Annotated in this window: 21 protein-coding genes, 1 pseudogene and 1 riboswitch; of the genes and pseudogenes, 5 read left to right on the top strand and 17 right to left on the bottom strand. The window is 47.2% G+C overall.

Annotated elements, in window-relative coordinates:
• Positions 1–44 precede the first annotated feature (44 nt).
• Both AKJ31_RS11955 and AKJ31_RS11950 read right to left on the bottom strand, forming a co-directional pair.
• Positions 45–896, bottom strand: a complete 852-nt coding sequence (locus AKJ31_RS11955; protein WP_053409329.1) for an alpha/beta fold hydrolase — start codon at positions 894–896, stop codon at positions 45–47.
• 93 nt (positions 897–989) lie between these two features.
• Positions 990–1,577: a TetR/AcrR family transcriptional regulator gene (locus AKJ31_RS11950; protein ID WP_053409328.1), complete on the bottom strand. Its 588-nt coding sequence runs from the start codon at positions 1,575–1,577 to the stop codon at positions 990–992.
• A 235-nt stretch (positions 1,578–1,812) separates the two neighbouring features.
• Here AKJ31_RS11950 and AKJ31_RS11945 point away from each other — a divergent pair, with 235 nt between their 5' ends.
• Positions 1,813–2,835 carry an acyltransferase gene (locus tag AKJ31_RS11945; protein ID WP_053409327.1) on the top strand — a complete coding sequence of 341 codons (1,023 nt, stop codon included), beginning with the start codon at positions 1,813–1,815 and terminating at the stop codon, positions 2,833–2,835.
• An 80-nt stretch (positions 2,836–2,915) separates the two neighbouring features.
• On the opposite strand, the gene AKJ31_RS11940 is transcribed toward AKJ31_RS11945, so the two are convergent.
• Complete coding sequence (locus tag AKJ31_RS11940; protein WP_053409326.1) at positions 2,916–3,248, bottom strand: ArsR/SmtB family transcription factor; 333 nt, start codon at positions 3,246–3,248, stop codon at positions 2,916–2,918.
• A 278-nt stretch (positions 3,249–3,526) separates the two neighbouring features.
• Here AKJ31_RS11940 and AKJ31_RS11935 point away from each other — a divergent pair, with 278 nt between their 5' ends.
• Positions 3,527–3,817: a hypothetical protein gene (locus tag AKJ31_RS11935; RefSeq protein ID WP_053409325.1), complete on the top strand. Its 291-nt coding sequence runs from the start codon at positions 3,527–3,529 to the stop codon at positions 3,815–3,817.
• A gap of 80 nt (positions 3,818–3,897) precedes the next feature.
• On the opposite strand, the gene AKJ31_RS11930 is transcribed toward AKJ31_RS11935, so the two are convergent.
• The 6 genes from AKJ31_RS11930 to AKJ31_RS11910 form a co-directional block, all read right to left on the bottom strand.
• Positions 3,898–4,641 carry a phosphatase PAP2 family protein gene (locus AKJ31_RS11930; RefSeq protein ID WP_053409324.1) on the bottom strand — a complete coding sequence of 248 codons (744 nt, stop codon included), beginning with the start codon at positions 4,639–4,641 and terminating at the stop codon, positions 3,898–3,900.
• Between the two features lie 136 nt (positions 4,642–4,777).
• Positions 4,778–5,608, bottom strand: a complete 831-nt coding sequence (thiD, locus tag AKJ31_RS11925) for a bifunctional hydroxymethylpyrimidine kinase/phosphomethylpyrimidine kinase (protein WP_053409323.1) — start codon at positions 5,606–5,608, stop codon at positions 4,778–4,780.
• A gap of 93 nt (positions 5,609–5,701) precedes the next feature.
• A riboswitch (TPP riboswitch) is annotated at positions 5,702–5,799 on the bottom strand.
• A gap of 144 nt (positions 5,800–5,943) precedes the next feature.
• Entirely contained in the window at positions 5,944–6,096 is a 153-nt protein-coding gene (locus tag AKJ31_RS23250; RefSeq protein WP_167421311.1) for a hypothetical protein, read from the bottom strand.
• Positions 6,097–6,478: 382 nt separating this feature from the next.
• Positions 6,479–8,359, bottom strand: coding sequence for a PhoX family protein (locus AKJ31_RS11920; protein ID WP_053409322.1), 1,881 nt, complete (start codon positions 8,357–8,359; stop codon positions 6,479–6,481).
• Positions 8,360–8,831: 472 nt separating this feature from the next.
• Positions 8,832–9,665 (bottom strand): arginase family protein, encoded by an 834-nt coding sequence (locus AKJ31_RS11915; RefSeq protein WP_053409321.1) that lies wholly within the window; start codon positions 9,663–9,665, stop codon positions 8,832–8,834.
• Positions 9,666–9,670: 5 nt separating this feature from the next.
• Positions 9,671–10,411 (bottom strand): IclR family transcriptional regulator, encoded by a 741-nt coding sequence (locus tag AKJ31_RS11910; RefSeq protein WP_171385370.1) that lies wholly within the window; start codon positions 10,409–10,411, stop codon positions 9,671–9,673.
• A 344-nt stretch (positions 10,412–10,755) separates the two neighbouring features.
• Between AKJ31_RS11910 and AKJ31_RS11905 the strand changes: the two genes are divergently transcribed.
• The gene (locus tag AKJ31_RS11905; RefSeq protein ID WP_053409320.1) at positions 10,756–11,181 is read left to right on the top strand and encodes a universal stress protein; all 426 of its coding nucleotides are present in this window, start codon (positions 10,756–10,758) and stop codon (positions 11,179–11,181) included.
• Between the two features lie 54 nt (positions 11,182–11,235).
• Here the strand turns inward: AKJ31_RS11905 and AKJ31_RS11900 are convergent, their stop codons facing one another.
• Positions 11,236–12,663, bottom strand: coding sequence for an NAD-dependent succinate-semialdehyde dehydrogenase (locus AKJ31_RS11900; RefSeq protein WP_053409319.1), 1,428 nt, complete (start codon positions 12,661–12,663; stop codon positions 11,236–11,238).
• 153 nt (positions 12,664–12,816) lie between these two features.
• A complete protein-coding gene (locus tag AKJ31_RS11895) occupies positions 12,817–13,299 on the bottom strand; it encodes a MarR family winged helix-turn-helix transcriptional regulator (RefSeq protein WP_053409318.1) in 483 nt (160 codons plus the stop codon).
• A 117-nt stretch (positions 13,300–13,416) separates the two neighbouring features.
• Between AKJ31_RS11895 and AKJ31_RS11890 the strand changes: the two genes are divergently transcribed.
• Positions 13,417–14,310, top strand: a complete 894-nt coding sequence (locus AKJ31_RS11890; RefSeq protein ID WP_053409317.1) for a DMT family transporter — start codon at positions 13,417–13,419, stop codon at positions 14,308–14,310.
• A gap of 64 nt (positions 14,311–14,374) precedes the next feature.
• On the opposite strand, the gene AKJ31_RS11885 is transcribed toward AKJ31_RS11890, so the two are convergent.
• From AKJ31_RS11885 to AKJ31_RS11875, 3 genes and pseudogenes are all read right to left on the bottom strand, one after another.
• Positions 14,375–14,968, bottom strand: coding sequence for a Fic/DOC family protein (locus AKJ31_RS11885; RefSeq protein WP_053409316.1), 594 nt, complete (start codon positions 14,966–14,968; stop codon positions 14,375–14,377).
• Positions 14,969–15,210: 242 nt separating this feature from the next.
• Positions 15,211–15,949, bottom strand: a pseudogene (locus AKJ31_RS11880) (glucose 1-dehydrogenase).
• Between the two features lie 33 nt (positions 15,950–15,982).
• Positions 15,983–16,888 (bottom strand): LysR family transcriptional regulator, encoded by a 906-nt coding sequence (locus AKJ31_RS11875; RefSeq protein WP_053409315.1) that lies wholly within the window; start codon positions 16,886–16,888, stop codon positions 15,983–15,985.
• Positions 16,889–16,973: 85 nt separating this feature from the next.
• On the opposite strand from AKJ31_RS11875, the gene AKJ31_RS11870 reads away from it, so the two are divergent.
• Entirely contained in the window at positions 16,974–17,210 is a 237-nt protein-coding gene (locus AKJ31_RS11870; protein WP_053409314.1) for a DUF2798 domain-containing protein, read from the top strand.
• Positions 17,211–17,253: 43 nt separating this feature from the next.
• Here the strand turns inward: AKJ31_RS11870 and AKJ31_RS11865 are convergent, their stop codons facing one another.
• The 3 genes from AKJ31_RS11865 to AKJ31_RS11855 all read right to left on the bottom strand — a co-directional run bounded on the left by AKJ31_RS11865 (position 17,254) and on the right by AKJ31_RS11855 (position 18,633).
• Entirely contained in the window at positions 17,254–17,970 is a 717-nt protein-coding gene (locus AKJ31_RS11865) for a YebC/PmpR family DNA-binding transcriptional regulator (protein ID WP_053409313.1), read from the bottom strand.
• A 91-nt stretch (positions 17,971–18,061) separates the two neighbouring features.
• Entirely contained in the window at positions 18,062–18,271 is a 210-nt protein-coding gene (locus AKJ31_RS11860; protein WP_053409312.1) for a DUF3283 family protein, read from the bottom strand.
• Between the two features lie 164 nt (positions 18,272–18,435).
• Entirely contained in the window at positions 18,436–18,633 is a 198-nt protein-coding gene (locus tag AKJ31_RS11855; RefSeq protein ID WP_053409311.1) for a PA3496 family putative envelope integrity protein, read from the bottom strand.
• Positions 18,634–18,856: the final 223 nt, after the last annotated feature.

The raw sequence follows: 18,856 nt of genomic DNA, 5'->3' as shown, positions 1-18,856 counted from the left end.
TTAACAATGTGAATAGAATGCACACTAAACCATACGAGGAGTGATTACTTAGTCATCAACCTATCAAAACTGTCCATTACTTGTTGGCATTTCATCACTCGTCCATGACCTTGTCCTTGGGTAGCAACTAAGCTGACATTGTCCATCTCTTGCGCCACTTTTTCAGAGATAGAGAATGGCGTAAATTTGTCCCCTTCATCATGAACAATAATCGTCTCTGCCGTGCGCTGTTTCAGTTTTCCGATTGGATCGATCGACTGAAGCGGATAGCGGTATTGCGTTTGAACCTTATCGACTACCGCATTAAACAGTCGCATGGAATATCCTGAACGCTCCACACTGCCAAACAAGTTGTTGAGGTAGTCGAGCACCGGGGCAATCAACAACATAGGTTTATCCACCAGCTTTTGATGATGGCATTCAATCGCCGACACCGTACCCATACTGTGACCCACAATCCCCGCCACATCCTCTAAGCTATCGAGCACCGCTTCCAGACCTAACACAAACGCAGGAATGTGCCCGTACACACCTTCACTTTGACCGTGCGCAGGGTGGTCGTATGCCAGCGCGGTAAATCCTTGGTTCGCGATATGTTCCATCAAGGGATAAAACTGGCTCGAGCTGCCTGACCAGCCGTGGGTAAGCACCCAAACAGGTCCGCTCCCCAAACGATAGGTTTTCAGTATGCCTTCTTTCGACTGCACTTCACCTTTGACCAGCCCTTGCGGCTCTGCGTTTTTAGGCTTAGTTCGGGCCGGTGTGAGCAGTAATTTACGCGCGGTCTTCTCCGCGTGTTTCGGCGTTAGCGTGTGGTGCAAACGGGTACTCAAGTTGATCATGCTTTTCTTAAAGCTGAACTTTTTCGACGTATTAAAGTAGATCTTCTCACTCATTGGAGTTGTCCTATATGTCGCCCGTAAAAAAAACGAACGACCGTGCTATTTTTAATTAAACAATAAGCCGAACACACAGTTCAGCTTGGATTATCACTTCCAGCTAGCGATTAGCCTTTCAACACCATTCCAGAAGTGATCATAACTCGCTTGTTGTCCGTGTATCGAGTAGAACAGGTGCGCACTCAGATACAGTCCATACAGCTCAAACGTCGCCTGCTTCGGGTCGAGGTCGGCTCGAAACTCTTGGCGTTCTACCCCTTTGGCAATTTGAATACGCAAATACTCAATCCAGGTTGCGATGGTCTTCTTCAGCTTCTGCTGGGTGGGCGTAGGCTCAACGCCGGCTTCTTTCCACGCATCCAAAAACATACAACTGCCTTGAAATGAGTGGTTCCAACCCAACCAGTTATCCAAAAGGGTATGAATCTTTTTCTCTATTGTCTGTTCACTCTGCTCGCGAGCAGGTGCGATCACGCGTTGAGTAAACACCTGATTGGCGTACTCCAATACCGCGACCTGGAGGTTATCTTTCGAGTTAAAGTGCGCGAACAAGCCGCTTTTTGACATGCCACAATGCTTTGCCAACTCACCAATAGTCAGGCTTTCTAAACCGTTCTCACTCGCCAACGCGAATGCTTTACTAAGGATATTTTCTTTGGTGACTCTGCCTTTACTCATACAACTCTCTCTTACAGACTTATTTATTTTTAGCACGAACGTTCTTTTTTTCAACTTTTATTTTGCCTACATCTATGAGCATGGAGACCACGCGCATAGATCTTAGCGGAGTGAAGTGAGTCGCAAATCCGTCAACCTGCTCGTCTTTAATATGCAACCTAGGTTCTGAGACAAACCTCTCAGTGAATAAGTTTGATATACCTTGCTTCGTTTTTTAATTTTATAAAATGTCGTTATGCAAACTAAAAAGATTCAAAGTATTGAGTTCGGCCGCGTGGTAGCCATTTTTGCGATTCTCGCGATGCACTGCCAGCTATTCGTCAGTTACTGGCAATATGATGGAACCCCTTGGGTAGCGTATATTTTCAACCAGTCGACCCGATTTGCCGTTCCGCTATTTTTCTTGATTTCAGGGTATCTTATCCAACCAAAGCTGGTCGCAGAGCCGATGGCGATGTTGCGTCGCTACTGCTCACCTTTGCTAAGAGTGTTTGTGGTTTGGAGCATCATCAGTCTACTGATGCCGTTCAACTTTCAGGTGCTCGCCGAACACGGTTACTTAGCAGAGCGTCAAGGATACTGGGGCTTTCTGGCCCAAACGCCACTCAATTCGCTGCTGGAAGGCGGGCTCGTTCACCTATGGTTTATCCCAGCACTGATCTTGGCGGCGGCAATCACCGCCTGTTTAGCGAAAGCCAAACGCCTTGAGATGTTGATACCGCTTGCGTTTGTTCTTTACGTGTATGGGGTACTAGCGGGCAGCTACCAAGTTGTCACGGACTTCTGGTCGCCGTTTTTCACCCGTAACGGACCGTTCTTTAGTACCTTGTTATTTGCGATTGGCTTTACTATCCGTCAAGACAACATTAAAGCCACCAGCCGACAAGCGTTACTGCTTGCAGGGGTTGGCATGCTGTTACACTTTGGCGAAGCGCTGTTTCTCAACGGTCATGGGCAAGCGTTCAATAGCAACGATTACTTATTTGGCACTTTCTTGTGGGGCACAGGCATCTTCTTATGGCTATTAGCTAAACCTGAGTTCGGCGCAGGCCGTTGGATTACTTCCCTGTCGAAGTATGTACTCGCGATCTATGTTGCCCACCTACCTGTGATCATTTTGATGATGAACTTTGCCGGCTTTCACGGCCTAACTGGGCTTGGACACGACCTCACGGTATTGTTTGGCACCGTGCTGTTAACGCTATTGCTGGTCAAAGGCTTAGAAAAAACGCCGCTCTACCCGTGGCTATTCCGTTAGATGTAACGCGTTACTAAAACAAACAAAAAGCGATGGTCTCATACCATCGCTTTTTTGTATTTTTCACATCGACAAAATGACTACTTTGACGGTGGGTTTGAAGCACAGACACTGTCAGCGTGGCAATCCTCTTCTGTGCAACATTCCGCTTTAAGAAAGCCAATCACTTCGTCAAGGCATTGATACTCGGCAACGCAGTACAAGGTTCGCCCTTCTCGGCGCTGACTCAATAGACCCGCCGACGCCAAGCTGGAAATATGGTGGGACAGTGTGGAACCCGGCACATCAAGCCTTTCTTGGATCGCGCCGACCGCGACGCCCTTATAGCCCGCTTTTACGATGGTCTTGTAAATAGCCAAACGAGTCGGATGCCCTAATTCTTTTAGTGCTTTCGCGACAACTTCCAGTTCCATTTAAAACTCCCAAACAAACTAACATTTCCAAAATAATAGAAATATGTGTTTTTTGCAATCACCGTTCGCCAATAACTGTGTGACTTGAGCTATTTTGAGCTTAAAACCCTATCACTAACCCCAATTCCCCCGCCTGTAGCAACCCAAAATCAAGCACTTACAGGATGTAGTTCGGCGAATATTAATCTGTATCAAAGTTCATGTTTGTTTCATAAATAAGCGCCGAACGCTGTCCTACACTTAGTGGGAATATAGGCAGACTAATCAAGGAGCAAACAATGATCTCGGTACACAGACAATACGAGCTGAAAGGCACCACGCACTTCCATGCTCATATTGAAGTTAACCCTGTTGGCATACTGGACGTGGAAATTATTGAGAATAAGCAACACCACAAAGCAGAACTGTGCGACGTTGGCTTTAAGAAACTGAGTGGTAGCACTCGAGTTTTTGGCAAACAAGGTAAAGCGCAATGGGCACTGGATCTGCACGATAAAGACGCGTCTGAACTAAACCACTTAATCGTGGAAGCCAATGAAGAGTTTGAAACCTTAATGCGTGATTTATGAATTTCACGCCCTTTTCTAACATTCCGTTGCTCAGAGTCTGCTGTAGCGCAGCGGAGTGTTGACTGCCCGTTCTGTGTGTATTACTCCACCAACTGAACTAAGCGTTGCTGAAGCTTGTACGATATCCCTTCAAAGGTTGGCGTTAACATGTACACCAACGCTATAAATGACGCCGCACCGATAAGATCAACCGGTCTATGCATGCCTAGCCACAATCGACTGTAAGCAACACTGAGCGCCCAGACGAGCAAAACCGCACTCAACGCATACTGTTTGCGTTGCAACAAGATATTGCCAAAGAACGCCAAGCAGATCGCGACAAACACCGTATGACCCGATGGGAAAGAGTAATCCGTCTCACCCTGCCAATGCTGGATTCGCCAAGGGCTGACTTTCTCTGCCACTTTTATAAGAACCTGAGTTTGTTGCTCTGTGGTCAGATTATAAAAGTGTTCGGGTTGTGGAATGAGCAGTTCGTGAGCAAGTACTTCTGTGTACGGGCGCGGGCTTTCTGTCATCTGCTTTAATCCTGTTTTAGCGGCAAAGCCAATCACCAAAATGACACCAAGTTGTAGAAGTTGAGCCAGTAGCTGACGATTCACACCAGTCAGTTTGACCATAACAGCGAGTAACAGACCAAGTGTTAAAAGAAAACCACGCGAGCCTGCTGAATCCGTCAAAAGAGTAAAAAACATCCCCGCGTGATCTGACACTTTACCCGTCAGATTAATCGGAGATACAACGAATGAGACCACGGCTGTCACAAGAATAAATGTGACCAGCAGTGCTAATCCAGCTCGCTTGTTTATTAGATACTCTTTCACGTGTGCGCTTCATTGGTCGTTGATAGACGATGAATTCTATTAGACGCCTCTGCGTGATTTCTTTAATCAACTTCTTGTCAATTTCGTGAAAGTAAGTCTTTAAGGTGAGACAAATTCCTACACGGTCAAATGCACCTTAACGCACATTGACATGGCCATTGAAGAAATGGTGCACCGGCCCATGACCGCCACCAACCGAGAGTTCGTCAGCGTGGGCAATCGCCTGCGAGATGTATTGTTTACCAAGGTAGACCGCTTTGTGTAATCGGTTTCCTTGCGCCAGATAAGAAGCGATCGCCGAAGAGAGCGTACAACCAGTACCATGAGTGTTTACCGTTGGGTGACGTTTGGCACGCAACAATTCGCTGGAGTGCGGTTGGATAAGCAGATCATTGCTGTTGGCGTCTTGCTCAAGATGCCCCCCTTTCAGCAGCACCGAATGTGCACCTAACGCGCGTAAATCGGCGATAAGAGCACCCATTTCTTCTTCACTTTGCGGCACAGGTTTCCCCACCAATGCCGCCCCTTCAGGTAAGTTTGGCGTCAACAAATCAGCCATAGGGATCAACTCTTGTTTGAGGGTACTGATCGCACTCTGTTGCAACAAAAGATCACCGCTGGTGGCGACCATCACAGGGTCAATCACCAAAAACTTTGGCGTGTATTGCCTTAGCTTACGCGCCACCAGCTGAATGATATCCGCATCCGCCAGCATGCCGATTTTCACCGCGACGATATTGAGGTCGGAAAACACCGCGTCGAGTTGGCTTTCAATATGTTCGAGTGGCACGGGATGTATTGCGCTGACACCGTGGGTGTTCTGAGAGGTAATCGCGGTGATCACCGAACATGCGTAGCTGCCGGTGGCAGAGATGGCTTTGATATCGGCTTGAATTCCCGCACCGCCGCCGCTGTCTGAGCCTGCGATGGTTAATACGATTGGGGTGGTGTCTTGTGAATGCGGCATGGTCGCTCCTACTACAAGACGTATAAGAACTGACTCAGCCCAAGTAGAGAATGGAAGTATTCCACTTACAGCGAGTGCCTCGCACAGAAATAAGGTGCGACGCTAATAGTTCCCTACGCCAGTGCTAACTGAATCAGGTTCTACGGGTCTCGCTATGCGATCTCAGCCTTTCGGCTCCCCGACTATTTCCAGCAGATGATAGCAGTATTTAAAATGCGAATGCACCAATAATTTGCCGGCGAAAAGACAACCAGAGAAGAAACAAACGGTTTAGCGGTGCTAGAAACGACAAAAGGAGCTCAATGCTCCTTTTTGTCTCTACTTCGCTGAGCGAACTACGCTTCTAAGACTTCCTCGCCTAACACTTCAGCGAGCAATAACTGATCGGACTCATCAAGCTTCATACCAAGAACTGGCAATCCATGCTGTGCGGTCCAGCAGCCAAAGAAAACAACGATGGCTAATGCGAATATAATCACTGAAACCATAACCTACCCTCCCCTTGTGGTTAAACACCAGTACCTGGCTAACCCAAGATGCAGCTTCGGATGAAGTTAAAGGCCGTTATGCAATACTTTATTCTTTTACGTTTTGGATTCACTCTCAACAAGCCGCACTTGTTAAGGCTCGTGTCTCTATTGCGTTCAGTTTATTGTATTCACTTAAAAAGTTATTCGGTCTCTACACCTTGATGTTATTGAGGTACCTTTTCAATATAGGGTTACCGTATGACGCTGGCAACTACATTTAGTGGTAAATAATCTCTGAGTCACAAATATTATGCGGATGGGCGCATAAATATCCCGCCTTTACCCAACAATAAAAAAAGGGGCGTTGAGCCCCTTAAACTACTGGTTCTGGTTAAAGCGATTACGCGCCAATCACGCCGCCATCTTCACGAGTAATCGCCACAATGGTCGAACGCGGTTTGCTGTTGCCACCAGCTGGGAAGTGCGACGGTGCGCCGTCTTCACCTGGGTGTTGAACGCCAACAAACATGGTTTTGTAATCTGGCGAGAAAGTCAGACCGGTAATTTCACACGCGATTGGTCCGGTTAGGAATCGACGCACTTCACCCGTCATTGGGTCACCACAAAGCATCTGGTTATTCCCCTGCCCTGCAAAGTCACCTTTGTTCGAGTATTTACCGTCGGTTTGAATCCACAAACGACCCGCTTTATCGAAGCCAATACCGTCAGGGCTGTTGAACATGTTATCTGCGTTGATGTTCTCGCTACCCGCGTAAGGCGTGCCTTTGTGTACCACTGGGTTACCGGCAATGAGGTAGAGATCCCACTCAAAACCGCTCTTAGTGTGGTCGCCACCTTGAGGCATCCAGCGTACGATTTGGCCGTAGTTGTTTTGCGCACGAGGGTTAGGGCCACCCACTGGTTGGTTTTCTTTGACGCCACGGTTTTTGTTGTTGGTCAAGGTACAGAAAACGTGTTTGTTGTCTGGGTGAACCGCAACCCATTCAGGGCGATCCATCGTCGTTGCACCGACTTGAGTTGCCGCACGACGAGCGAAGATCATTACCTCAGCTTGATCGTTAAATCCGTTTTCTTTGGTTAAGCCATTTTTGCCGTAAGTCAGCTCGATCCATTCACCGTTGCCTTTCAGCTCTTTGTCGTCCATGTCGAATCTCGCGACATACAAAGTACCTTCTTCCAACAGATCGCGGTTAGCCTTGTCGTTGCCAGGTTTGTATTTATGCTTAGAGACGAACTTGTATAGGTGCTCACCGCGCTCATCATCACCTAGATACACCACCACGTGACCGTCGTCGTTCACCACAACCGCTGCGTTTTCGTGTTTAAAGCGGCCAAGTGCAGTACGTTTTAGTGGCGTTGCGTCTGGATTATGCGGGTCGATTTCCACAACCCAACCAAAACGGTGCGGTTCATTTGGGTGTTTAGCTACGTCAAAACGCTCGTCGGCGTCGTGCCATTGGTAGCTGCTTGCCGCCGCTTTAATACCATAGCGCTTGTGGTCAGCAGAAATATCAGCGCCTTCCTCACGAGTACCGAAGTAACCGTGGAAGTTCTCTTCACACGTCAGGTATGTACCCCAAGGTGTTTGACCGTTTGCACAGTTGTTGAATGTACCCAGCGGCTTCATACCAGATGGATCAAGCTCGGTTTTCATCAGTGCATGACCAGCAGCAGGACCAGTTAGCATCATCTCTGTGTTTGCGGTGATGCGACGGTTGCGTTTACCGCTTTTATCTAGTTTCCACTCGCCACCAGACTTAACGATCTCAAATACGGTGACACCGTGCGCCGCTTGCGCTTTTAATACATCATCCGCTGTCATCGCGTCACCGCCATGATCAAACAGGTATTCATAGTTGGTGTATTCGTTGTTTACCGCGATCACCGCGCGATCGTCGCTGATCGGGAACAGACTCATACCATCGGTGTTATCACCAAACTGACGTTGTTGTGCTTTAGAATCTTGTTTACCACTTTGATCAAACTCTGGTGCGCCCGGGAAAATTGGGTCACCCCATGATAGTAGTGGTTTTGCTTTGTAGCCTTTCGGTACGACGATCTCGTCTGACGTAGACACTGGCACCGCCTCAAAATTGAGCAGTGCGCTTTGCTTGTCTGCTGCGAACGCTTTTGCAATTGGGTTTAATGAAAGGAAGGCACCAGCGCTCACCGCTGCTGTACCGACTAAAAAACGACGGCGAGACAATCTCGCTTCGATCATTTGGCTAAACTGCGAATCTTGCTCATCACGGTTCCACATCGCTGACTCCTTGCTGGATTAGTTTTTATTCGTTAGCGAGCAGATGCTAGGCAACCAAGATGACAAATACGTTAAGCTATTGTTTATTTAAGATTAATTGCAGATTACAGTTTTTCTCGATTTGCATGACAAACTTATTAAAGTGCGTTGCTCTTCAATTTTACAGAGTAATATATCGAACTTATGCAAAAAAATGTGATCTTAAACCTAGCTAAATTTTAAGTTGCTGGATAAATTGGATCCTGTTCATGAGGAACCAAAATCAAATAAGCTCAATGACGAGCACAAATGTTCTAAATGAGGGAATATCATGAAGAAAATGAGAAAAGCACAATTGCATCGCGTTCGAATTCAGTACTGGAAAGACTCAAGCAAAAACGCGAACAAACAATCTTAATGTGCAAACCCAAAAAACTAAGCTGGCTTTAACGCCAGCTTTTGTGTTTTTAGCGCCTGACAAATTTATGGCTTATCAGGCCGCTCGATGATTAACCGGAAACATCTCCGCCATATCATGCAGCAGATTCAGTGTCTGTTTGGAGTACAGGTGCTTGTCTTTGTATCCGACCAACTGAATGTGACGCACCTTTCCTGATATTAAAAGCTGTCTCAGCATACGGCTCACCATTTGCACGTCCAGCCAGCTTGCTGACTCCAAACGAGCACTCGGGTATAAGCTCTCCAGATCAATGTTCACGACGATATCCTCACAATGGGATAAGTAACTCGCGAGTTGCTGTTTGACGTGAAAGCGATGGCTGAAGCCGCACTCTTGCATCGTCATCCAGTCACAACCTAAATCTTCGGCGTATTCAATACTGCGCTCATCGTTTTGTGAATTATCGATACCAATACAGAACAGACGACATTCGTTGTAGCGAGACAGCGCAAAGTGGTAAGCCGAACCAATATCCGGTTCAAGCGGTGCTTTAAGTTCAAAGCGGCGACCAATATGGATGATGCCTAACTCTCGGCGCGGCGTATGCAGTAAAGGCAAGCTGTGCAGCAACGTCTCGGTGTTATTGGTCAAAACCACTGGCAACGAGTCTGAGCCCAAGTGACGGCTGAGGTGCAGTTGGAACTTACCTCTCGGCTGCTGCTTGAGATTGAAATGTCCACCATTCAACCAATGGTGTCTGTCTTGTTGCGATAGCCATTCATACACTTCTTCTAAGCTCTGGTCTGCCATTTCGAAATCCACCAGCTTCATTGATTTAAGCTGTTCGCTCACGCTGATCAGCGTAAGTTGGTGAGACGGAAGTCCAATAATATTCTCGGTTTTGTTGCGTCGAAATAGCCCAAACATTGCGATTACCTTTCTGGGGGCAAAGCCCTCGCTGCCTGAAGAACATGTAAAATGATTTTTTGTTGATTCGTTTCAACCCGATGTGCCGGCGCCATTACAGAAACGGCACCTACCAGCTTGCTGCCTTTCATCACAGGAGCACTGATCCCGGAAACGCCCGGGTCAATCTCAGAAGTACTGACGGCATATCCTTGGTTGCGAATTTGCTCCAGCTTTTGTTGCCATTGAACAATTTTGTCTTGCTCACCAAAGTATCGCAGTATTTTTTCGCACCGCTGAGCAGGCATATATGCCAGCATGACTCGGGATGAGGCGCCTCGCAGCAGGGGTTGACTTTGACCCTGGACGTAACTGCAACGAAGCGCCTGCATGCTCTCTTTTCTGCTCACACACAACGCTCGATAGCCAACCGGAACCATGTAAGCCGACATTTCGCCGGTTTGTTTTTGCAGTCGATTCAATACCAAATCCACTGCATCTAAGTCGTGTTGGCTATTCTTGTAGCTGCGCATTAGCATCAATGCTGCCGGACCGATGATCAAGGTTTTGTCACTTGGACTTTCTTCGATTAGATTCCATTCTTTCAATAGCTTGATGTGGCGATAGAGGCTGCTGATTGGCGTGCCTACCTGGTCGCTCAACTGCTTGGCGGTGACGGGCTCGTCATTCACCGCCACTTGCATCAAAAGCTGCAATACCTTTTCGTTGACCTGTCCATTGCTTTGTTTCATCGAGTTGGTGCTCATGTTGTATCGTCAGATAATTTCTTCGACAAATTTTATTCTCAATAAGTAAGAATATATAAACAATTTAAACAACTATTTCTCATAAGATAAGAAAAACACCGAACAGCAACCAGTTAAGCTTCATTTGTGCGAAGCACAGCAAAACCAGCTTTGCCGCCTGCCCCAATTGCTTACTTAAATGCTAGGCGTATGAGAAGGAATAAACGCGACTCGGAAAATGAAAAACGCTTGAGTAGTCAAAGAGATGAATATGAGAATTTTGTGATTAATTCGCGATCTGCACGACACCAATTTCGCTTAATTAAGACTATGCTTAAATTGTCGATTTCAGTTAGGGGTTGGATATGCAATACAAACACATCATGGTCGCTATTGAGCTTTCAGAGCAAAGTAACATCCTTATTGAGCGAGCGACGTTTTTAGCGAAGCAGCTTGGCTCTGATATCTCGTTTATTCACATTGATGGTACTCATGGGGAGATCTATCCTGATTTGGTGGATATTAAGGCTAACCCCGATTTGAGACCGGTTAACGAACACACAATGGAGCAGTTAAAAGAATTTGACGCTAGCACCGATTATCCAGTGAAAAAAATCATCGTTGGTACGGGTGATCTGAGTGAAAAACTGCATGAAGTAATCGCAGGCAATGGAATTGATTTGCTGATTTGTGGCCACCACCAAGATTTCTGGAGCCGCATCATTTCCTACTCTCAACACCTGATCAACAAATCACCTGTCGATATTTTAGTGGTGCCAATTCAGTCATAGCGTTCCGCTGATAACACTAATAAAAAAGCCCGTAAACACGGGCTTTTTTGCTGTCTAGAGTCCACCAAAACAGAGGTACTTGATATTCATATATTCATCGATACCTTGCTTGGCTCCCTCGCGGCCAATGCCGGACTGTTTAACGCCACCGAAAGGTGCCACTTCAGTCGAAATAATACCTTCGTTAATACCCACCATACCGTACTCAAGTGCTTCTGCAACGTTCCATACTCGAGCAATATTCTGGCTATAAAAGTAAGAAGCTAAGCCATAAATGGTGTCATTGGCCATTTCGATCAGCTGCTCGTCGCTGTCGAACGCAATCACTGGCGCGACAGGGCCAAAGATCTCTTGTGACACAATCTCCATGTCATGGCAAACATTTTTCAGCACCACTGGCGCGACAAATAAACCGTCATGCTCGATGCGTTTTGTTGCCACTTCAGCACCTTGTTCGAGTGCCCGTTCAACCAGCGCAAGAATGTTATCTCTCGCCGTTTGGCTGATCACCGGGCCGACGTTAACCCCCTCTTCTAAACCGTTGCCGACGTTAAGTTGCTCCACCTGTGCGGCAAACTTCTCGATAAACTCATCATATACGCTGCTATGCACATAAAAGCGGTTGGCACATACACACGTTTGCCCCGCGTTACGGAACTTAGACGCGATCGCGCCCTGTACGGCAGCATCGATATCCGCGTCGTCAAACACAATAAACGGCGCGTTACCACCCAGCTCCATTGAGGTGCGTTTAATATCGTGCGCACTTTGTTCCATCAAAATACGACCAACGCGCGTTGACCCGGTAAACGATAGCTTGCGAATCAGAGGATGCGAGGTAAATATCGCCCCTACTTGCGCCGCGTCTTCTCCTAACACCACTTGCAACACATCGCGTGGGATGCCCGCTTGATAGGCCAGCTCCGCCACAGCAAAAGCCGATAGCGGGGTAAGCTCTGCAGGTTTAACGATAAAACTACAACCGGCTGCCAACGCAGGTGCGGCTTTACGGGTAATCATCGCAATCGGGAAATTCCACGGCGTAATGGCACTCGCCACGCCAACAGGTTGTTTGATGGTGACAATACGCTTGTCACCAGAAGGGGCAGGAATCGATTCACCGTAAGTGCGCTTGCCCTCTTCGGCAAACCACTCGACAAAGCTGGCGCCATACAGCACCTCCCCTTTTGCTTCGGCAAGCGGTTTACCCTGTTCTAAGGTCATCAAACGCGCGAGGTCATCTTGGTTGTCCAGCAGCAAGTGATACCACTTGTTCAGCAGTTGTGAGCGGCTTTTTGCAGGTAATTTGGCCCACGCTTGCTGCGCTTGATGCGCACGTTCCACCGCTGCTTCAATCTGCTGGTGTTGCAAAATAGGTGCATAACCGAGCAGTTCACCAGTCGCAGGGTTGTTCACCGCAAGTGCTGGTTCCTGCTTCGAAACCATAAACGTAAGGAGGTCAGAATTCGTTATTTGATGCATGGGGTAATCCAATTAATACGAGTGGTTTATTTATAGTACACCCTCGCCAAATAAACGGGACGATTACGAGCTGCTAGCGGTGAAAACTATGTTTACTCAACGCGATAACGTCACGTTGGCGATTTACAGTGTAATTTGGGCTAGGATGAGCGGTTACTCAAACTCAGCAAGGCAGAGCTTGAGCATTTGGTTAAGCTGCGCTTTGTGCTCGACGTCCATTCCGCTGATCAAGCGGTGCTGCAGTTCAACGTGCAATTCCAGCAATTCATCAATCAATCGGATGCCCTTCGCCGTCAGTTTCACCGTCACACTGCGGCGGTCTGCTGTGCTATGAGTACGCACAATAAGCTGTTTAGACTCTAGCTTATCTAGCCGATTGGTCATCGCACCAGAAGTAAGTAACATCGAGCCCATTAATTCTGACGGCGTGAGACAAAACGGCTCACCACTGCGTCTTAGTGTTGCAAGCACATCGAACTCACCGAGTTTGAGTCCATAGCGTTTGTGCAGTTGCGCGACTTCGATTTCCATGTGTTTAGCAATACGCAAGATCCGCCCCATAATAGCCATAGGTTCGGTATCCAGTTCCGGTTTTTCCAACGCCCATTGTTGGGTCAGACGATCCACAACGTCCATCGACGCTTCTCCGCAAACAAATTGAGACTGGCAAGTATCTTAACATAAAGATACTTTACAACGAACTAATCAGGGCGTACATTTCAAGCCAATTATCTTAACGTAAAGATAAAATTGATGAACATATTACTCGCTATGATTCCTTCATTTTTTTGGGGAACAACCTACGCGGTGACCCAATTTACGCTGACGGATTGGCCACCATTGTTGCTGGGTGCACTGCGTGCGCTTCCGGCCGGATTATTGCTGCTGATGATCAAGCCCACCTTGCCAGCGCGAGACGAATGGAAAGTGTTACTGACACTTGGAACGATCAATATCGCGACCTTCTTTGCGCTGATCTTTGTTATGGCATTAACGCTACCTTCCGCGATCTCCGGCGTTGGCATGGTATCTGTGCCAGTATTTGCGATGCTGTTTCATTGGCTTAAAAACAAACAGCGCCCCAATGCGATTCAAGCGCTGTGCGGCGCCGCTTTGGTATTGCTCGCATGGATGCTGTTTGATCCAAGTTCAATCCGCCTAAACCCAATCGGTTTACTGGCGATGCTCGCGGCGATCTCTTGTATCGTCGTCGGCAGTTCGATCACCAAATCACTCGGCACACGCATGCACTGGTGGAAGGTACTAACGTGGCAACTGATCTTGGGCGGATTGGTGCTGGTGGTGCTGTCAGCCATTCATTCGGTGCTTGCCACAGATACCTACGTAACGGCGCTGAGCGGCATCTCGCTAAAAAACGCGTTGGGGCTGATTTGGGTGGCGGTGCTAAACACGGCACTGGGTTACGGTATGTACGTATGGCTATTGCAACGTATGAGCGTGGTGGACTTTACCTTTGGCGGCATCGCCAACCCGATTGCAGGAATTGTCACCGGATTAATACTACTCGGTGAAAACTACACGGTTGTCCAATATGGATTAATGGCAGGGATGATCGCCATGTCGTTGTTGCCACAATTAGTTATCGCACTTAAGCAGCGTAAACCTGTACACACAATAAATCATTGAGTGGAAAACGCGGTCACTGATCCACAAACAAAAACGCTAAGTCTGGTATCAGGCTTGGCGTTTTTTATAGCTTAACGATCGCTTGGCGGAAGATGGCTTTGAGCGGTTCCAGATTAAGATACACACCGGCGATATTGGCATCCACCCAATGGGCTTTGGAAAGCGGCGGCCAAGTTAAATCGTAGCCGAGGACAAATAACATCTCTTCGAAGAAAAAGCGCTGTACGCGGCCGTTACCTTCGCGAAACGGATGCAGCAAATTAATCTCGCAAAACAGCGAAGCGACTTCCTCAATCAACTGTTCTTGATCGGAAATCTCGGCAAGCTTAGGGATCAATTTGAATAGCTTTTCCCCTTCAACTGCAATTCTCGGCACGGTGCAGAAGCGAGTATCGCCTTTTGAAATATCCACTTCGCGCAGTTGTCCTGCCCAGTGATACAAGTCTTGGAAAAGGTGGAAGTGTAAGTCTTTAAGATGGGAAAACGTAAACTCTTCGATAGACGTGAGTTCACTTTGATAGGTACGATAACGCTCTGCCGTAATGGCTATTTCAGCCTCAGCAAGTTCGTCACCGTCCCTCAGATTCAGCAGGTTAGTAAGAACGTCGCTCTCTGGGTAACAGTATCTGTCATGATAAGCGCCATATTTATCTCGCATACTTCCTTTTTAACTCGGCTATCGAGCGGTTTTCACACTCTTCCTTCAGCGACATGCCCTCATATTTTAGACTAACTTTGTAGTTTTCAGGTTTTGGTGAAAATGTTTTTTTCTTTTGTGCCGTTGAATCAGAAGATGGATTGGACATAGATACCCCTGCGTTGAATTACGTGGTTAAGTTTAACTCACATTGAACCTTGCTTCTACAAGCGAGCAATGGGCTCGTTATAGTTGTAGCGGAACTAACGGCCGCCAGCGAGTTCGATAAACGAGCCTGTGACGTAAGACGCACTGTCAGACAATAACCAAGCGATCGCTTCCGCCACTTCTTGCGCAGTGCCACCGCGTTGCATTGGCAGTTGTGAAGCCAAGCGGTCCACTCTGTCGGGTTCACCCCCATCGGCGTGCATCTCAGTATAAATGCACCCTGGCCTTACGCCATTCACGCGAATGCCTCTGGCAGCAAGCTCAAGCGATAGCCCTTTGGTCAATGAATCCATCGCTCCTTTTGACGCTGCGTAGTCAACATATTCAAACGGCGCTCCGCTTCTCGACGCCGCAGACGATACATTCACAATCGCCCCTTGGCTGTGCTCGCTGAGCTGATTGATAAAGGTTTTACAGCAAACAAAACAGCTGATGACGTTGCTATCGAGTACGTTTTTAAAACGTTCGACTGAGATTTCGTTAAGCGTTGACTGGGTAAACAGAATACCGGCGTTATTCACCAAGTGCGTCACTTCACCGAAATGCTCGGTTACGGCACGAAACATCGCTTGGACTTGCTCTTCTTGTGACACATCCGCTTGGTAGGCAAATGCTACCCCACCACTTTGCGCAATTTCTTCAACGACTTGATTAGCACGTCGCTGATTCTTGAGGTAATTCACGCACACCGCGTAACCTTAGAGACGCCAACAGTTTTGCGGTTTCTGCGCCGATTCCTCGCCCTGCCCCAGTGACGATAACAACTTTATTCATCTTCTATCCTTAGACCTTATTTGAGACTCAACTTTACACTGTAAAATGATGAGTGATTGGCATTTTTTCAACGCCTTTTAACAAACGTTCGACTAATAGCGTCAATGCTTTGGGTTGATAACGACGCTGGCGGTACACCAAATACGCTTGGCGCGGGCTGCGTTTATACTGCGGCAAAACTCGCACCATGTTCATCTCTTCATGCACATGACGAAACGGTAGAGACGCCACGCCCAAACCTTTTTCGACTGCAGTACAAACCGCAAGAATGTCGTTGACGATCAACTTAGGTTTAACCTGAATGATGTCGACGAGACGTTCGCCTTGGTAGACCGGAATATCATTTTCTCGGTCAACACTGACCCAATCTAAACTGGCAAGTGAAGCGAGGTCTTCGACGGCTGGTGCGTTGGCGAGATAATCCGGACTGGCAAAAAAACCGTGCTCGGCCATAAACAGTGGTCGAGCAACCATGTCATCCATTTCTGACAGGTCGAAGGTGATCAACAGATCTCGGTCAGTTTGCGGGACCGCCTGCTCTTGGCTCAGCACCAAATCCAGCGACACTTGAGGATACTCGGCGAGAAAGTCTTCCACCACTTCACCGACGAAAGCGCGATAAAAGTTGTGCGGTAGAGCGAGCTTGATTTTTCCTGACACTTCTTGAGTGTGCGAAATCATCTGGGCGAAGCCCGACTCTATCGATTCCATCCCGCTACGAAGCCGCTCAAACGCCTCTGAGCCACTTTGCGTTGCAACTAACTCTCTGCCCTTCTTTTCCAACAAACGCGTGTTAAGGCGCGCCTCTAGCGCTGAAATTCGGCGAGACATCGTCGATACAGGCAACTGAAGCTTCTTCGACGCAGCAAGCAACGAGCCTTCTTCCACCACACTACAAAATAGATATAAGTCGTCAATGTTTCCAAATATGGAATTCATAGTTCTAAACCTGACTATTTTTTTCAGTATTGAGTAGTTATATCCTCACTGACAACAAAATAACAACACCAAAAGAGGAGAATCTATGAACCGTAAACAATTTTGGGTCACGACCCTACTTTCTTCGTTTACGATGGCGTTCTTGATGTCAGGGCTGATGAGCGGAATTAATCTCGGTTTTAACGCGGCTTGGCCGGCAATCTGGATGAAGGGCTTTGTGCTCGCTTGGCCATCAGCGCTGCTACTCAACCTGACGATTTTGCCGCAAGTGCGTAAGTTGTCCGCATGGATTATCAACCCGAATGTGGTTTCCAAGGCATAAAAAAACCGAGCATTAATGCTCGGTTTTGTATTTTGGCTTGCGATTACATCTCAGCGTTGTGGTAAACCTGCTGAACGTCATCACAATCGTCTAGAAGATCTAGGAACTTCTGGAATTTCTCAGCATCTTCACCCGCGATTGGCGTGTGAGTTTGCGGAACGAACGTGATCTCTTCAACGTCAAGAGTCAAGTCAGGGAATGCATTGTTTAGCGCAGTCTTTGTTTTGAAGAACTCAGTGTGAGGGGCAAATACTGTGATCACACCATCTTCAAGTTCAACGTCAGTCACATCAACGTCATCCATCATCAGCGTTTCTAGAATGACTTCGTCGTCATCGCCTTTGAACTGGAATACCGCTTGGTGATCGAACATGTGAGACACAGAGCCTTCAACACCAATTTTCGCGCCTGTTTTTACAAAACACTGGCGAACATCTTGGAAAGTACGGTTGCCGTTATCTGTTAGACAATCAACGATGACACTGGTGCCACCTGGGCCAAAGCCTTCGTAACGCGCAGGAGCGTAATCTTCACCGCCACCACCACTTGCTTTGTCAATCGCTTTGTCGATAACGTGTGCAGGAACTTGGTCTTTTTTCGCTTTCGCGATCAGGTGCTTAAGCGACAAGTTCATGTCTGGGTCTGCACCGCCATTTTTCGCGCACATGTAAATTTCTTTACCGTATTTGGAATAAACTTTAATTTTTGCGCCCGCTGTTTTCGCCATTGAGGCTTTGCGCACTTCAAAACTTCTTCCCATCGGGATGTTCTCTCTAATTCAATTTAACGCGAAGGATTTTAGCAAAAAGCGTCATCATTTCAATTTTTCGCCATTTGCAAAGAAATGGGGATCAAGCCACGCCCATTACTTGCTTATATTTAGCCACAGATTCTAAGAAGAACGACCTTTCGCTTTCATCTCGGATTTTCGCTGCTTCCTGATCGATTTCATCAGGACCGGCTTTCGCTTCTCGCAGCTTCCACACCAAAAACGATGCTTGTTTATCTAGTTCAACCTTATTTTTCTCTTCAGCAGGAAGGTTTGAAAGGTTAATCGACATAGGACAGCTCTGTATCTGTAAAAATATGGAGTGGGAATATACCACATCAAACTGGAATGTTGAGAAGGAATCGAGGTGGGAGTAGCGGATCAGATCAAAAAAATACTGAAAAACAAAGGGTGGCTAACTGCGCCACCCTAACGTATTTGCAATGTGAGTAAGAGCTAGTGAATAAGGCCCAGCTCTTTTGCCTCTTCAATCGTTAAACCACTTTCTCGGATCTCTCTCAATGCTTCAATACGACGACGAGCTTCCGCTGATTTAACGCTTCTGACTGGCTTTTGTGACTCTACTTCTTCCGTGAAGTCCCACGTTTCTGCAATTTTAGTCATTTCATCATGGTCAATAGAATTAATGGACATTGTAACCTCCGAACAAACCATGCAAGGGACAGCTAATCTGTAGCAAAAGCACGATACCCTTGTTAAGAATTTTAGCTCCAGAATGTGATACCGCTAATAGATTAGAAACTCTTACCAATTTTTCTATAAATAGGCTTTGCTAGACCCCAATAGTGGCAGTACATTTAAAGAATTGTCCCTACTATTTATGAGTAGATCGCGCTCTCATTTTTCTCTCCCTCGA

Source organism: Vibrio hepatarius (assembly GCF_001274785.1).
GTDB lineage: Bacteria > Pseudomonadota > Gammaproteobacteria > Enterobacterales > Vibrionaceae > Vibrio > Vibrio hepatarius.
This window is presented reverse-complemented; position numbering and strand designations above follow the sequence as displayed.

Excerpts from the sequence above, each read along its gene's own strand:
- AKJ31_RS11900 (WP_053409319.1), bottom strand. The coding sequence starts at position 12,663 with ATGCATCAAATAACGAATTCTGACCTCCTTACGTTTATGGTTTCGAAG.
- AKJ31_RS11865 (WP_053409313.1), bottom strand. The coding sequence starts at position 17,970 with ATGGGAAGAAGTTTTGAAGTGCGCAAAGCCTCAATGGCGAAAACAGCG.
- AKJ31_RS11895 (WP_053409318.1), bottom strand. The coding sequence starts at position 13,299 with ATGGACGTTGTGGATCGTCTGACCCAACAATGGGCGTTGGAAAAACCG.
- AKJ31_RS11950 (WP_053409328.1), bottom strand. The coding sequence starts at position 1,577 with ATGAGTAAAGGCAGAGTCACCAAAGAAAATATCCTTAGTAAAGCATTC.
- AKJ31_RS11955 (WP_053409329.1), bottom strand. The coding sequence starts at position 896 with ATGAGTGAGAAGATCTACTTTAATACGTCGAAAAAGTTCAGCTTTAAG.
- AKJ31_RS11940 (WP_053409326.1), bottom strand. The coding sequence starts at position 3,248 with ATGGAACTGGAAGTTGTCGCGAAAGCACTAAAAGAATTAGGGCATCCG.
- AKJ31_RS11890 (WP_053409317.1), top strand. The coding sequence starts at position 13,417 with ATGAACATATTACTCGCTATGATTCCTTCATTTTTTTGGGGAACAACC.
- AKJ31_RS11945 (WP_053409327.1), top strand. The coding sequence starts at position 1,813 with ATGCAAACTAAAAAGATTCAAAGTATTGAGTTCGGCCGCGTGGTAGCC.
- AKJ31_RS11860 (WP_053409312.1), bottom strand. The coding sequence starts at position 18,271 with ATGTCGATTAACCTTTCAAACCTTCCTGCTGAAGAGAAAAATAAGGTT.
- AKJ31_RS11910 (WP_171385370.1), bottom strand. The coding sequence starts at position 10,411 with ATGAGCACCAACTCGATGAAACAAAGCAATGGACAGGTCAACGAAAAG.
- AKJ31_RS23250 (WP_167421311.1), bottom strand. The coding sequence starts at position 6,096 with ATGGTTTCAGTGATTATATTCGCATTAGCCATCGTTGTTTTCTTTGGC.
- AKJ31_RS11915 (WP_053409321.1), bottom strand. The coding sequence starts at position 9,665 with ATGTTTGGGCTATTTCGACGCAACAAAACCGAGAATATTATTGGACTT.
- AKJ31_RS11935 (WP_053409325.1), top strand. The coding sequence starts at position 3,527 with ATGATCTCGGTACACAGACAATACGAGCTGAAAGGCACCACGCACTTC.
- AKJ31_RS11885 (WP_053409316.1), bottom strand. The coding sequence starts at position 14,968 with ATGCGAGATAAATATGGCGCTTATCATGACAGATACTGTTACCCAGAG.
- AKJ31_RS11855 (WP_053409311.1), bottom strand. The coding sequence starts at position 18,633 with ATGTCCATTAATTCTATTGACCATGATGAAATGACTAAAATTGCAGAA.
- AKJ31_RS11905 (WP_053409320.1), top strand. The coding sequence starts at position 10,756 with ATGCAATACAAACACATCATGGTCGCTATTGAGCTTTCAGAGCAAAGT.
- AKJ31_RS11920 (WP_053409322.1), bottom strand. The coding sequence starts at position 8,359 with ATGTGGAACCGTGATGAGCAAGATTCGCAGTTTAGCCAAATGATCGAA.
- thiD (WP_053409323.1), bottom strand. The coding sequence starts at position 5,608 with ATGCCGCATTCACAAGACACCACCCCAATCGTATTAACCATCGCAGGC.
- AKJ31_RS11875 (WP_053409315.1), bottom strand. The coding sequence starts at position 16,888 with ATGAATTCCATATTTGGAAACATTGACGACTTATATCTATTTTGTAGT.
- AKJ31_RS11870 (WP_053409314.1), top strand. The coding sequence starts at position 16,974 with ATGAACCGTAAACAATTTTGGGTCACGACCCTACTTTCTTCGTTTACG.